This is a genomic window from Mongoliibacter ruber (genome assembly GCF_003003005.1).
GTDB classification, from domain to species: domain Bacteria; phylum Bacteroidota; class Bacteroidia; order Cytophagales; family Cyclobacteriaceae; genus Mongoliibacter; species Mongoliibacter ruber.
In genome coordinates this window covers 20,103-33,135 of record NZ_PVTR01000023.1, presented here as the reverse complement: position 1 = coordinate 33,135, position 13,033 = coordinate 20,103, and the positions used below count along the sequence as shown (strand labels likewise).

The 13,033-nt window shown below is 40.8% G+C and carries 10 protein-coding genes; 7 read left to right on the top strand and 3 right to left on the bottom strand.

The features are described from left to right. Positions 1 to 254: 254 nt before the first annotated feature. From CLW00_RS20695 to CLW00_RS20670, 7 genes are all read left to right on the top strand, one after another. Entirely contained in the window at positions 255 to 1,022 is a 768-nt protein-coding gene (locus CLW00_RS20695; RefSeq protein ID WP_106135623.1) for a hypothetical protein, read from the top strand. Next, on the top strand, positions 1,019 to 2,032 hold the full coding sequence (locus CLW00_RS20690; protein WP_106135622.1) for a S41 family peptidase: 1,014 nt from the start codon (positions 1,019 to 1,021) through the stop codon (positions 2,030 to 2,032). The genes CLW00_RS20695 and CLW00_RS20690 overlap by 4 nt, the downstream gene beginning before the upstream one ends. 332 nt (positions 2,033 to 2,364) lie before the next feature. After that, the gene (locus tag CLW00_RS20685; protein ID WP_106135621.1) at positions 2,365 to 4,407 is read left to right on the top strand and encodes a glycoside hydrolase family 3 protein; all 2,043 of its coding nucleotides are present in this window, start codon (positions 2,365 to 2,367) and stop codon (positions 4,405 to 4,407) included. 209 nt (positions 4,408 to 4,616) lie between these two features. After that, positions 4,617 to 5,663: a hypothetical protein gene (locus CLW00_RS20680; protein WP_146131471.1), complete on the top strand. Its 1,047-nt coding sequence runs from the start codon at positions 4,617 to 4,619 to the stop codon at positions 5,661 to 5,663. Between the two features lie 141 nt (positions 5,664 to 5,804). Further along, complete coding sequence (locus CLW00_RS20675; RefSeq protein WP_106135619.1) at positions 5,805 to 6,146, top strand: hypothetical protein; 342 nt, start codon at positions 5,805 to 5,807, stop codon at positions 6,144 to 6,146. A gap of 72 nt (positions 6,147 to 6,218) precedes the next feature. Beyond that, positions 6,219 to 6,389, top strand: coding sequence for a hypothetical protein (locus CLW00_RS21475; protein ID WP_170073262.1), 171 nt, complete (start codon positions 6,219 to 6,221; stop codon positions 6,387 to 6,389). A gap of 11 nt (positions 6,390 to 6,400) precedes the next feature. Next, a complete protein-coding gene (locus tag CLW00_RS20670) occupies positions 6,401 to 7,417 on the top strand; it encodes a TQO small subunit DoxD (protein ID WP_106135618.1) in 1,017 nt (338 codons plus the stop codon). Positions 7,418 to 7,590: 173 nt separating this feature from the next. Here CLW00_RS20670 and CLW00_RS20665 read toward each other — a convergent pair whose 3' ends face one another. From CLW00_RS20665 to CLW00_RS20655, 3 genes are all read right to left on the bottom strand, one after another. Further along, positions 7,591 to 10,344, bottom strand: a complete 2,754-nt coding sequence (locus CLW00_RS20665) for a M14 family zinc carboxypeptidase (protein ID WP_106135617.1) — start codon at positions 10,342 to 10,344, stop codon at positions 7,591 to 7,593. 61 nt (positions 10,345 to 10,405) lie between these two features. Then, complete coding sequence (locus CLW00_RS20660; RefSeq protein ID WP_245917431.1) at positions 10,406 to 11,560, bottom strand: aminotransferase class V-fold PLP-dependent enzyme; 1,155 nt, start codon at positions 11,558 to 11,560, stop codon at positions 10,406 to 10,408. A gap of 281 nt (positions 11,561 to 11,841) precedes the next feature. Continuing rightward, on the bottom strand, positions 11,842 to 12,984 hold the full coding sequence (locus tag CLW00_RS20655; RefSeq protein ID WP_245917430.1) for a glucuronyl esterase domain-containing protein: 1,143 nt from the start codon (positions 12,982 to 12,984) through the stop codon (positions 11,842 to 11,844). Positions 12,985 to 13,033 lie beyond the last annotated feature (49 nt).

Here is a 13,033-nt window from a genome sequence, read left to right as displayed (position 1 = left end):
AGTTTTCATGAGCCTTGAGGTTTAATGTTAAGTTTTGATTTGTACTTAAATTTACATTACCCTCTTGGCTTTTTTAAACATACAAACTTGATATTGGTTCGAAATCACAGGTTAATTCTATTATTTAGATTCTACTGGTATGAAAGCGGATATACATGTTAATTTAATATTTAAATCAAATAAGGCTCTGACCTGACTGAAATCATATTTTTGAATATCCAATCCCCTTAAATTTGTTTCAAAATTTAGAAAAGATGAAAAAACTGCTTCTTTTAGGTTTATTTCTTCTATCCCAAACATGTGCATTTGCTCAAGAAAGTCAGAAGACAATTTTGATTAATGCGGGTACACAGAATTTATGGGAAAGGGATTTTGGTTATTCTCCATTAGTATACAAGGGTAGCGCTATAGGGTTAACACTCGGCTACGCAAACGTTACTGAAAAGAAAACGGATGAGGTTTACCTTCACTACAGCAAGCTAGCTCTTCAAAGTCCCTACAATGCTGAAATGGCTGCCACGCATGCAAGTATCATCACCTACACATTTTATAAGGCTGAATGGTTACCTGATAAGTTTACTTTAGGTTGGTCCAATAATAATGCCCTCAGCCTGAGAAATTATGAAGATGCTCAGAATTTTAGTCCAAGGTTTGATTTCCATACCTCCTTTGGACCTGCCTTACGCTACCAGACATTTTTTGGAAACCAGCAGCAATGGAGGTTTACCTCTCAGGCGCATTGGCAGGTAATTGGCTTTTTGTTTTCAGCTTCTTATGTCACGAGTCCACCTGAACCTTTCCTGCATGAGCAATCCACATTCAATGCCTTTTTGCAATCTATCCGCTTATTTCAGCCTTTTCAACAGCAGGACTTGGGTGTATTGAGCCAATTATTTTACCAGTTGCCAAGCAGAAATGAAATCGGCATAGGTTATAGATTCCACTATACCTCCTTGGAAAATGCACAACACTCGCAGCGCTCAGGAGGTCATTATTTCTTTCAATTAAATTTCCAGCTATGAAACAGGTAACAATTTTCAGCAGGCTTTTATTGCTAGCGCTGACCACATGGTTCATGGGCTGCGAAGAAATCAACGTGCCAAGAGCACCTGAAGCCAGTCCAAGAGCGGTATTTGAACATTTATGGTCAGATATCCACAACCGTTATAGTTTTTTTGAAGAAAAGCAGATTGACTGGGAGGCCAAAAAAGAAATCTATGCTCCATTGATTCATGAGGATATGAGTCCTTTTGAGCTTTTTGATGTGCTTGGTGATATGTTGGCCGAGCTGGAAGATGGGCATGTCAATCTTTTAAGCACATTTAACCGCTCCCGTAATTGGAGTTGGTTTGAGGATTTCCCTTCCTTTTTTGATGAGCAGTTCATTTATGATGAATACCTTAAAACCGACTACAGGATCATAGGTCCTTTGCATGCCCAGACCGTAGATGGAATGCTTTATGTCAGGTATAACTCATTTGAAAGGAAATTGACCGAAAAGCATATGGATGAAATTGTCCGTCTGATGCAGTTCCATGAAGGCTTGATCATTGATGTCAGAAATAATGGCGGAGGCAATTTGATGAATGCACTTGCTATTGCTACACGGTTGACCGATGAAGAACTGACCTACGCAAGGCAGCGCTTCAAAACCGGACCAGAAAAATCAGATTTCACCCCTTGGGTTTCCTTGCGGGTACTCCCCCATTCTGGAGAAAAGTACCTGGGGAAAGTGGCCGTTTTAACCAATAGACGGTCTTATAGTACCACCACTTTCTTCGCCCAGATGATGAAGGTTTTGCCTCAAGCCAGGTTGTTTGGAGACCAGACAGGAGGAGGAGCAGGAATCCCTGCCTTCGCAGAATTGCCAAATGGCTGGACCTACCGTTTCTCAAGCAGCCAAATGGTCGACCTTGATGACACACATTTAGAGTTTGGGGTACAAGTGGATGAATTGCTTACCCATCCCAAAGATTTTATAGAAGGCCGAGACCATTTTATTGAAACCGCCATCAACTGGTTGAGGGAATGAGGTTCCTAGCCAGGTGGAATCTATAAATGAATACAAAAGAGCAGAATTTTGTATGAGTCTAATTTGCTGCTAATCCTTTTGATAGAGGCCACTGTTCTATCGGACCTGATAATTGGGCTTGATGGTGACATTACAGTTTCAAGGAGTATTTTGAGAGAAATTTTCAATTGGATATTGCTGTATTAATTTCCTGAAACTGATGTCAATTTTATTATCCAAAATGAATATTTTGCCAATCTTCCTTATTTTAAAAGATTCTGAAAAAAAGGCAGCTAAAATTTCCTTTTCGACATGTAGATTGATTTCAAAATATACATCAATACATTAAACCTATGTCAATAACCTACAGACTTGTCATTTTCCTGTTTTTGCTCCACAGTAGCACTTTGATGGCTCAAGGCAGTTACAAATTCCAGCCAGATATTGAAGTCAGGGCTGCAGACCTTTTATATGAAGGACAGTACAAATTCAAAGATTTGAACAAAAACAACAAACTAGATGCCTATGAAGATTGGCGCCAACCTATTGATTTGAGGATTGAAGACCTGATCAATCAAATGACCTTGGAGGAGAAAGTAGGAATGCTTTTGATCAATACCCTGAATTCAAGTGAATATGGTCGCATGACAGAAAAGGCTGTTGAATTAATCAATGACGAAAAGATGACCCGCTTTATTTTCAGGAACACCGTCACAAACAATCCTGACCGCACACCTTCTTCTGATCCCTTTAGAGGTGTAGAAATAACTCCCTTTGAAGCATCTCAATTTATGAATTCAATTCAGGAACTAGCCGAAAGTACCCGACTGGGAATACCCGCTTTATTTAAATCAAACGCAAGAAATCACCTGACCTATGATGCCCGAGCAGGAATCGATGTAGCATCCGGTGCTTTTTCTTCTTGGCCTAAGGAAAGTGGGCTTGCCGCTACACGTGACATGAAACTGATCGCTGATTTTGGGAAAATCATGGCTCAGGAATGGACCTCCATTGGATTAAGAGGCATGTATGGCTATATGGCTGATCTTTCCACCGAACCACGCTGGTATCGTGTTCAGGAGACTTTTACAGAAGACAGCGAGTTGGCATCTGATATCATTACAACGCTTGTCAAGAGTTTGCAAGGAGAATCTTTGAACTCAAAAAGTGTTGCCCTCACGATAAAGCATTTTCCGGGTGGAGGACCGCAAGAGGGCGGAGGTGATCCGCATTATGACTTCGGCAAAAGACAGGTCTATCCGGCCAACAAATTTGATTACCACTTGGCGCCATTTGAGGCTGCTGTGAATGCAGGAGCTTCATCTATCATGGCCTATTATGGTATTCCAGTAGATCAAGCATATATGCCAAATGACGTAGGAATGGCTTTTTCGAAGGGGATTTTAACTGAACTACTGAGGGAGAAACTTGGATTCAAGGGATATATCAATTCAGATACGGGTATTATCGGAGACAGGGCTTGGGGACTGGAAGATAAGGACGTAGAGGATCAAATCGTCATAGCCATTGAAGCTGGGACAGACGTGCTTTCTGGGTTCAATAACAACAAGCAATTACTCTCACTGGTGAATGCAGGTAAATTGTCAGAAGGTAGAATTGATCTTTCGGTACGCAGACTCTTGAAGGAGCAATTTGAATTGGGCTTGTTTGAGAATCCTTATGTGGACCCGAACAGAGCAGCATACTTGATAGGCAATCCTGCTTTTCAGAGAAGTGCTGACATGGCTCAAAGAAAATCTATCGTACTTCTTCAAAACAACATCAACCTGCCATTGGTGAAACCAGAAGAAAAAAATTCCCTGAAGCTATTTACCATGGGAATCAACAGCAGTCTCTTTGAAGAGCAAGACTGGAAAGGTTTTCAGGCAATCTCAGGAGACTATGATGCCAGCAAGGGTGAATCAATGCCGGTAGTAGATGAGGATGTAGATTATGCCATTATCAGGGTAAATGTGGTCAATGAAAGAAGCGCAGCCACACGTTATGGTGGCTCGAGCCCTGATGAGTTGGATTTTTTGGCCTTTTCAGATATGGCCACTTCCAAATCTTGGAAAATAATCCCTTCTCTTGAGGATATACAGGCGGTAATGCAAAAAGTCGGACCAGATAAAACAGTTTTATCAATAGATTTTCGTCAGCCCTACGTGATGGATGAAAAAAGCGGAATGTTAAATGCAGGGGCTATACTAGCTACTTTTGGTGTAAGTGATGCAGCTGTGATGGATATCCTAACAGGGAAATATAAGCCTACAGGTAAACTTCCATTCGCCTTAGCAAATTCAAAAGAGGCAATTGTAAATCAAGATCCTGATGCACCTGGATATCCAGAAAAAGACACACTTTTTCGATTCGGACATGGACTCACATATGATTGACGAACCTTGAGTGCAAAACTTATCTGGAATATCTGTGAGAGAATAATTATCTCAAAATAAGGGTATTTCGGTTAGTGGAGATTATACCGAGGAGAAATTTATGCAATGAAATACTAATACACCAAATTATGATGGATTCCAGTTCAGAGAAAATTACAAAACACGATTCTACGAGCATTATTTTCCCTTTTTCCATAAATATTGATCCCATGGAAAAACTCCTTCTCGTAAATTTTGAAAAGGACTCAGATTCCATCTATACCGCTTTTGAACCACAGGTTTTCAATGATCACATCAATGGTTCTGGACATTTGGTGATTGGATGGAGAAAAGATAAAAAGATTGATGTTTATCATGATGATGCACTGACACTAGATCCCTCAAAGTATAATATTGCCGGTGCAGGTTTGAACCAAATGATTTCCTGCGACATGAAAAACTGTACTTATGAAGTGGACAAGTTTGGGGTGCAAGCCCAATATAAGTTTAAAGACCTAAAAGGTAGAACAGTCAAAATTGAAATAAGAGAAAGAAACCCTAGGAAAAGGAAGTCATTTGGGCTTCTGGCACCTATGGGAGACGCCGCCAGTCATCCAACTTCGCTGCCTTTGGTCTTGCTTCACGATTTTTATTTTGTCAGAAAAAGCCAAACAGACATTTTTGTTTTGATAGACAAGAGACTTCACAAAGTCGATGACCTACCGATTCCTATTGATTTTCAGAAAATGACTTTTACCCGGTATAGCCCAAAACCCTTAATTGCGACCTTAAATCCTGAACATAATGGGATTTTGGAAACCCTAGACTTAAAAATAGGCCAACAAACCTTTGAGAAAGAGAACATTACTTATGAATTGGAATGGAATAAAAACAGTCCCTTTGTCAAATCCATGATTGTCAAGAATGCTGTCTACCCCCTTTCAATGAGTTTTGAACCCTCTTTTCCTTCCTTGAATATGAATAAGGTCTCTCAAAAAGGCAAATTCAGAATTTCAGGACATGAGTCTGTCGGAAGCATTTCAGGAGAATACGTGATTCATTCAGACAATACATCTTTAGCAATTCAATTGAGCCCAATAAAAGGATGGAAACCTAAAACAACTAAATTTTCAACTTGGTTTTTGTTTAACGTGGCCAAAGTTTTCAAAAAATGGCCCAGCACCTATCAGTGGGATGCTCAGTTTAAAAAAAATCCTAAAGGAGAATGGACTATGCAGTCAAAATGGACCCGCACTGGTAAAATTTTGAAGGATTAAGCCAATTGCCAAAAAGGAAGTTAGTCACGATGCCTGAGTGAAAATCTTCAAAAGTAAAAATCTAAAATTCACAACTACTCCAAGTTTCTAGCGTTGGGGACTTTAGTGAAAGAAAACACAAAGATAAAAAATGTAGCGTCGATGATGTCAATTTTTGGATTGGCCTTACTGCTACTGCTTTCTCCTTGTAAGGTTAAAAATTACATCCAATCTGAATTGGGTGTTCCCCAAACCAGCAGCTTAAATAAAAGTCAAACTGCCATTTCTGATTCTGACTGTCAGCTTATTGATATTTCCGAATCGGCAAATATTACAGAAAATTTAAATGTCTCCCCACCATTTTTTTTAAGTCAAGGGACTTTTCACGTTAACCACACTTTTAATTTACTTTCCAAATCAACGGAGTTCCGAATTCCGGAAAACGGACCTATTTCTTTGGTTCCGCTCTACATTTTATTTCAGAACCTTAAAGTTTATCTGTAATTATTTTTCTGCCTTCGGAAAAAGAAAGTCGGCCACAAGGCTGATGATTGACAATTACATAAAAACTTAACAATGAAATTTCAAGATAAAAAACTTGAGGTAAGCTACAGTGCTGTAGTTACACTTCGTGTATTGCTGAGCCTTATATTTTTGGTTGCGGGTACAAGCCACCTTATTGATATCAATAAGACAGTTAGCAGAATAGAAAGTGCCAACCTCGGATTTATTACCATCACAATTTAAATAGCTCATAGATGAAAACATTAGGTATAAAAAATGACTCAGGACTTCTAGCGCTGTCTGTGAGATTGGTAATTGGTTGGACGTACTTTTCTGCATTTTGGCGAAGAACAGTCTTAGCTGACAAGTTAGACCCCGAAGTGGCTGGATACATAGGAAAAAAATTCAACCATTTTCTCCCAAACGCACTCGGCATAAAGCCCATAATCCAATATTTGGTCGAAAACCCTGATATCCTATGGATAAACATGGTAGCCTTTACCATCGTCGAAGGTATAGTGGGTTTGTTCATCATCTTTGGGCTTTTTACGAGGATCATGAGTATTGGTGTATTTGGCTTGGCAATGGGTATTTTACTCGGTTCAGGCTGGATTGGCACTACTTGTCTGGATGAATGGCAAATAGGTGTCTTGGGAATAGCTACAGGGTTTCTTCTCTTTTTGACTGGCAGTGGCATGTATTCACTGGATAATTTTCTGATCAAGAATAATTATACTATTACAAAAAAGAGCTGGTTTCCATGGATAGGCTCAGGAGAACTCCCTATGAAAGAGTCCCTTTTCCCTAAATTCGTTTTGGCAGGTTCTCTTTTCATTTTGGGGATGACATTGATGACCAATCAAGTATTTCATGGTGGAGTTTGGGGTACTTTGCACAACAAATCGGTAAAACCGAAACTGGAAATCACAGAAGGAAAGATAGTCGACGGCTTGCTCTCCTTTGATGTATTTAGAACAGAAGGTGTTGATGTGTACGGTTCTTGGGTAATTGGTATTGATTTGATAGACGTCCAAAACAACAAAATTCTTGAATATGCACAAGATGATCTGGCTTTAATGGATGAGGCAAACATCTCGAACTACTACATAGCCAAAATAAAACCGGGAAAACATAGTTTGATTGTGCCATTGGGTGCTAAGGCAAACATTCAATTGAAAGACCCAAAACTAAAAAGTCTAGAGAAAGGAAAATATAAGGTGAGGATGACTGATATCAGTGGTGTTTCATGGGAACTTGAAGTAGAGAATTGAGCTGAGTTGTAAGTTTGGAGGATTGACGAACTGGTGAATCGACCAATTTCAAAAGCGAAGCTAATCTGCGTTCATCTGCACTATCTGTGGGGATAATAAATACTCCTACAAAGCTCCATAAAAAAAGCACGTCGTTCCCGACGTGCTTTTTTACTTTTATTTCTCTATTGCTTTTACCTCAATTTATCCCAATTGATCAAAGCATTCCAGACCATTGGTGAGTCATGATGGTTCAAGTAACGGTGCAATGGATCAAAAGTGAAAGCCACTACAGTTCCCTTTCCTATTGGCAAATTGAAAACTGACCCATGTCCCACAATCTCCTGCTCGTTTCTTACCATACCGGCAACCACATAATCAGGGTTTTTCTCTTTTTTCTCTTCATTCTCTACTTTTTCTTTTTGGGGCATTCCCATGATATGTCCTTCGTATTCCACTTCATCTTTCAATGGATCAAATCCGTATTGCACCAACATCAAATCGCGGTTGTACTTGTCTGTTTGCAGCAATGGTCCATTTCCTCTAAACAATGAGAAGCTCTCTGGATAACCATTCAAAATTGGAGAATCAGACTTTCTCACCTTCGCTCTGACAATGGAACCTGGATGAAACAATCCGGAAGTACTCACAGGAGATAATTCTGAAGCGATTCCCAACTCAGCCAAAATAGCACTCATGTTATCAAAGCTTACCAATAAGCCGCCTTCTTCAGCAAATTTCCTAAGGTTATCAACGCCCCCAAAACCAGGTCCCCCAGTCATATCATTGGTAGCTGCAGGAAAACCATGTGAAGGGAAGTCATCCGTCTTGGTAAATGGCATTGGACCGTACTTTTTGTCCACGCCATTGACGAAATTCTTAGCATTGCCCCTTATCCTAGGCATAATGATCACATCATACTTGGACTTCAAGCCTCCTGCTTTCAAATCGTCCTTGTCGATCGAAGTATAAGGAATATTTCTCTCTTCAAAGGTATATCTGGTCCAGCCTTCGTCTTGGGTATTGTACCAAGTATGGTACACAGCCACTCTTGGAAGGTTCACCGTTTTGACCTGATCAGCCGAAACATTGGCATTGCTGGCCTGCAGGTCAAGTCCAAATTCAGAGGCGATCTTGGAAACTTGGTTGGTGTTGACTTTTTTCAGGATTAAAGTGCCTGCACCAAGTGTTTCACCATCTATATCCGTGTCCTGGGTGAGGATTGATATCTCAGCGTTTCTATTTTCCTTTTTGAGCCAATACAAAGCTGGCAAAACAGTATTTTGTGCATGATAAGGTAAAATATAGCTGTTTCCTGATCCTGATACTTTCCCTTCATACACGGCATCTTCCGTCAACATTTTCAAGGAACCTGTATCAAAATCCACTTCTTCTTTTGCCTCCACATCTACTCCATACAAATAAGGTAAGGTCCAGGCAATGGCATCATAGGGAGGGAATTTGGCATCTTTTGGATAAGACTGAGGTGTCAAGAGAGACACCAAAAGGTTTCTATACGGTTGCTCGGATAGCACTATATAATGGCTGTCGTTTTCATGTACTTCGATACCCTGTACTTTGAGTTGGTTGGCCAAATAGGCTACCATCGCAGGATCTCTTTGTTCTTTGGCAATGGTAAAGGCTTTCGGTCCTTCTTTCTTACCTTTTTCTATGCTGTTGAAGCCCTTTTTGTAAAAATTCCTCAATAACAACTGTCCGTTGGTAGCGGCATAATACAATGAAGCGATCACACCGACTTGCGTGTAATTGATATTATTTCTGAAAGACCAATATACCAAAGGTGTAGCGGGATCAGGTCTGTACCATTCTTTAGATGAGGCAAGATCTCCGGCAAACTTGGCTGTAGAATAATCCCTCAAATAGGTGTCAGCCCCAGCATTTCCGTAGGTTTCGTAAAAACGGCCATTAGAATTGTGGTTGTTTGCCACCCAGATCCCATATCCTGGCCACCATCCATCATAAAAAGCCCATGTAAATGCTCCGGGCATTCCTTGCGCCGAAACCTCAGCTACGTCATGATTACCCATCACCTGCCATTCACTCTGTGTAATAGGATCTACAAATTCATTATAAGGCCCTGTACCTGTAGAGATATACAACAAAGGCACTGACTCATGAAGGTCTAGCATCACCGTAGGGTGAAATTCAAAAAAACCTTTGAAGATGGACTTTGTAATTTCCTGAGAGACCTGCAATCCGTCCCGATTGTTGTCATGGAATACATATTTCGCCCAATAAGGAGTAGAACGTGGGAAGCCATCGTCAAATTTCTCTCTTCCCTTGGTGTATCTAAAATACCAATCTACTTGCTTGTCCCAACCATCCGGTTCAGAAATAGGATTGATCACGGTGATGACATTATCACGAATTGCCTGAATGTCATTTGCGTCTGAAGTCACCAATCTATAGGCCAATTCCATCAACATTTCAGGAGCACCCATTTCAGTGGCATGCATGCCGGCACTGACATAATAGACAGGTTTGCTGTCCATAATAATCTGCTCAGCCTCTTCTGGGCTGGTTTTTCTGGCATCGGCTAGCTTGGCCAACTGTGATTTGTAGTGGTCCATTTTATCCATGGACTCCTGATTGCCAATGACGATCAGGTAAAAAGGCCTGTCCTCCTCGGTTCTTCCCATTTCCTGCATGTGCACCAAAGGAGAGGTTTCGGCTAGTTTTTGGTAATAACCATATATCTCAGTAGTACGGTGGACGATTCCCTCCGTTCCGATAATGTGTCCAAAATGCTTCAATGGTGATGGGATGCTAGGATGGTCTACTACGTCCAAGAGGGAATTGGGCAGGAACCTGTCATCGGTGGTAAACTCTTTGATTTTTTCAACGTAAGCTTCATCGATTTGCTGGGCTTTCAGACCAAAACTGAAAAGCAACAACAGGCCGAATAATAATTTAAAGGTTGGCTTCATGTTATTGGTTTATTTGTATGAATTGAAACTACAAAAAAAGATTGTATGGCTAAGCCAAAAATTATTTGGATGGTTGATCTAATACATCCATCAGCGCTTGAATATCGTCGGCTGTATTGAATAAATGCAGTGAAATCCTGATCGCCTCCCCTCTTACGGATACAAAGACTCGGTTAGATTCTAGGTTGGCCAGCAGTTTTTCTTTTTTGATATGATTCGGCAATTGAATTCCAAATAAATGTGCACAGCGATAAGCCTCTTCCCCTACTGCGAAGCCCTTTTCATGTAAGAAAGGAAAAAGAGGTGCTGCCAATTCACGGTTATGGTTTTCTATCGTATCCACTCTCCATTCCAAAATGTGTCGGATGGATTCACTCAACATGGGAACCAGGTTGAAGTTACTGAACTCACCCATGTTGTATCTTCCTGCGCCGGGACTGTAAGCGTCAGCGTAATTGGTCAGGGAAGAAAATTCCTGAGCATTGCTCCTGTTCATCCAACTTTCTTCCAGCGGAATTCCTTGGTTAAATTTCTCTGAATAATAAGCCATTCCTATAGAGTAAGGGCCTAACAGCCATTTGTAACCGGAACATACCAAGGCGTCAGCATAACAGGCCATGACATCAATTGGCAAAGCTCCTACGGATTGGGTACCATCCAAAATCAGGTAGGCATTGTGTTGCCTGCACTTTTCACCAATGGCTTCAAGCATAAATTTGGTTCCATCTGTCCAATGCACCGTAGACATCAAAACCACAGCAGTATTCGAATCTATACTGTCTAAAATGGTCTGATTCCACTTTTCCCCTACCCCGTCTAGTTCTTCAGGTCTGGAAAGAACTTTCAGGTTTTTACCATTGGCTTTGCACCATCGCTCAATGCTGAAATAACCGCTTGGAAACTCCTCTCCCACCACCAATGCTTCATTCCCATTGTTCAAAGGTAAATTGTTGACCGCATTCATCAGCCCATAGGAGGCAGAAGGGATAATGGCACATTGTTCAGCAGAGGCATTGACCAGAGTTCCAAATTGTTCCCGCAAAACAGCTGCCTGTTCAAAGAAATGTATAGGCTTGATCTGGGTGGGGTTATTCTTTTTCTGAAGGGCTTCAATACCTACTTGTTCCACTGATTTGAGTTGGGGAGCCATATAGGCGCAATTCAAGTAGTGGATATCTTCAGGAAGGGAGAAAAGGGATTTGTAGGGGCTTGACATATGGTTTTTTGACTGAATTTCAGATACTTATTGATATTGGATATTGATTGATATTTTGGTAAAGCAATATAATAGCCTAATTGTGGCTATGAAATGATGAGCCCCATGTATATTTTATTTGAGGATCTACAATTATTCTTAAAGAAGCCTTTTTCAAATTAAAAATTCAATTTACAACCCAATACTTTACTAGGATCAGTATCTACTAATATCCAATATCCATAAATATCAAACTAATCTTTCGGGTTGGATAAATTCAAATTTGGTGAGGATTAACGAGATCATTTGAGTGCTGAAAACTTCATTTCCGCAAAATCCAAAAATCTCTCCCAGTCATAAGCACTCAAGTCATGTTCACCTTCACGAAGGTGGTAACCAATACTGCTGAGGTGATTGGTATTGACATCAGGGTTGAATATTTTTGGCAAGTCCTGTGGCGAATTATATAACTCCGAATATACGCGCGCTGCGTTAAGCAAAGACAGGTATTCGCCTTTTGGGTCAGCCCATTGGTCATCTTTGGAAGAAGCCACATAAAGCCCTCTCGGTGAGATCAGCGACAAAAGCATGTGTTGGTCAAAGGGCATGCTCTCTTCCTTGCTATTGTATTGCTTGAAGTTATCAGTAAACCAAAACGGAAAGGAGGTATTGATCCTTTCGACGGTTTCTCCATATTTCCTTTTGGAAAGGGCTGCACCACCGCAACCTGATTCATTGGAAACGGTAATGGTCCATCGGGTATCATTGGCTCCGCACCAAAGTGCTGCCTTACCACCTCTGGAATGGCCTACCACCATGGATTTTTCTGTTTCAAAATCTGCATTGGATTCAAAATAATCCATCGCTCTCATTGCTCCCCAAGCCCAAGCACCAAGCCCTCTCATGCCATCGGACATTTGGAGTTGCTCGGGATAGAGTTGGTCTAAAATCCCATGGCTAAACCGGTTCTTGTCGTCAGGAGAAACGTCCTCCACATCAAATACCGCAGCCGCAAAACCTCGTGAAACGATGTCCTCAATCGCAAAAAATTTATCTTCAACGTTTTCTATAAGCTCAGACACTTTTCTATGACTGATCAATAATACAACGGGTAAGCTTCCTCTTACCTCCTTCGGTTTAAATACAAACAGATTTATGTTCACTGCATTGCCATTTCTTTCCACCTTGATGGTAATCTCCTGCATCTGAGCTACAGACTCATACAAGTGCGACTCAACCTTTTTTTCCACAAAACTGATCTTGTCAAAATCGGTCGGAAGCTGACCATACACTTCAGTGGCAAAAAGCGCTAGCAACTCAGGCCTCCTCTCATTTTCCCAAGTATCGACACTTCGAATCGGAATCCCTTTTTGACTGACAAACAAATCAGGCAAACTTAAGGGTGGAACTATACTTTCATCGTAATTGGGGGTTTGTTGGGCCATGGTTGAAAGGCTTATAAAGGTCAAAATAAGTACCACTCGTAATTTCATT

What these genes read in the sequence shown, in the direction of transcription:
- CLW00_RS20695 (WP_106135623.1), top strand. Translation starts at nt 255, where the DNA reads ATGAAAAAACTGCTTCTTTTAGGTTTATTTCTTCTATCCCAAACATGT.
- CLW00_RS20670 (WP_106135618.1), top strand. Translation starts at nt 6,401, where the DNA reads ATGAAAACATTAGGTATAAAAAATGACTCAGGACTTCTAGCGCTGTCT.
- CLW00_RS20685 (WP_106135621.1), top strand. Translation starts at nt 2,365, where the DNA reads ATGTCAATAACCTACAGACTTGTCATTTTCCTGTTTTTGCTCCACAGT.
- CLW00_RS21475 (WP_170073262.1), top strand. Translation starts at nt 6,219, where the DNA reads ATGAAATTTCAAGATAAAAAACTTGAGGTAAGCTACAGTGCTGTAGTT.
- CLW00_RS20690 (WP_106135622.1), top strand. Translation starts at nt 1,019, where the DNA reads ATGAAACAGGTAACAATTTTCAGCAGGCTTTTATTGCTAGCGCTGACC.
- CLW00_RS20675 (WP_106135619.1), top strand. Translation starts at nt 5,805, where the DNA reads ATGATGTCAATTTTTGGATTGGCCTTACTGCTACTGCTTTCTCCTTGT.
- CLW00_RS20680 (WP_146131471.1), top strand. Translation starts at nt 4,617, where the DNA reads ATGGAAAAACTCCTTCTCGTAAATTTTGAAAAGGACTCAGATTCCATC.
- CLW00_RS20655 (WP_245917430.1), bottom strand. Translation starts at nt 12,984, where the DNA reads ATGGCCCAACAAACCCCCAATTACGATGAAAGTATAGTTCCACCCTTA.
- CLW00_RS20665 (WP_106135617.1), bottom strand. Translation starts at nt 10,344, where the DNA reads ATGAAGCCAACCTTTAAATTATTATTCGGCCTGTTGTTGCTTTTCAGT.
- CLW00_RS20660 (WP_245917431.1), bottom strand. Translation starts at nt 11,560, where the DNA reads ATGTCAAGCCCCTACAAATCCCTTTTCTCCCTTCCTGAAGATATCCAC.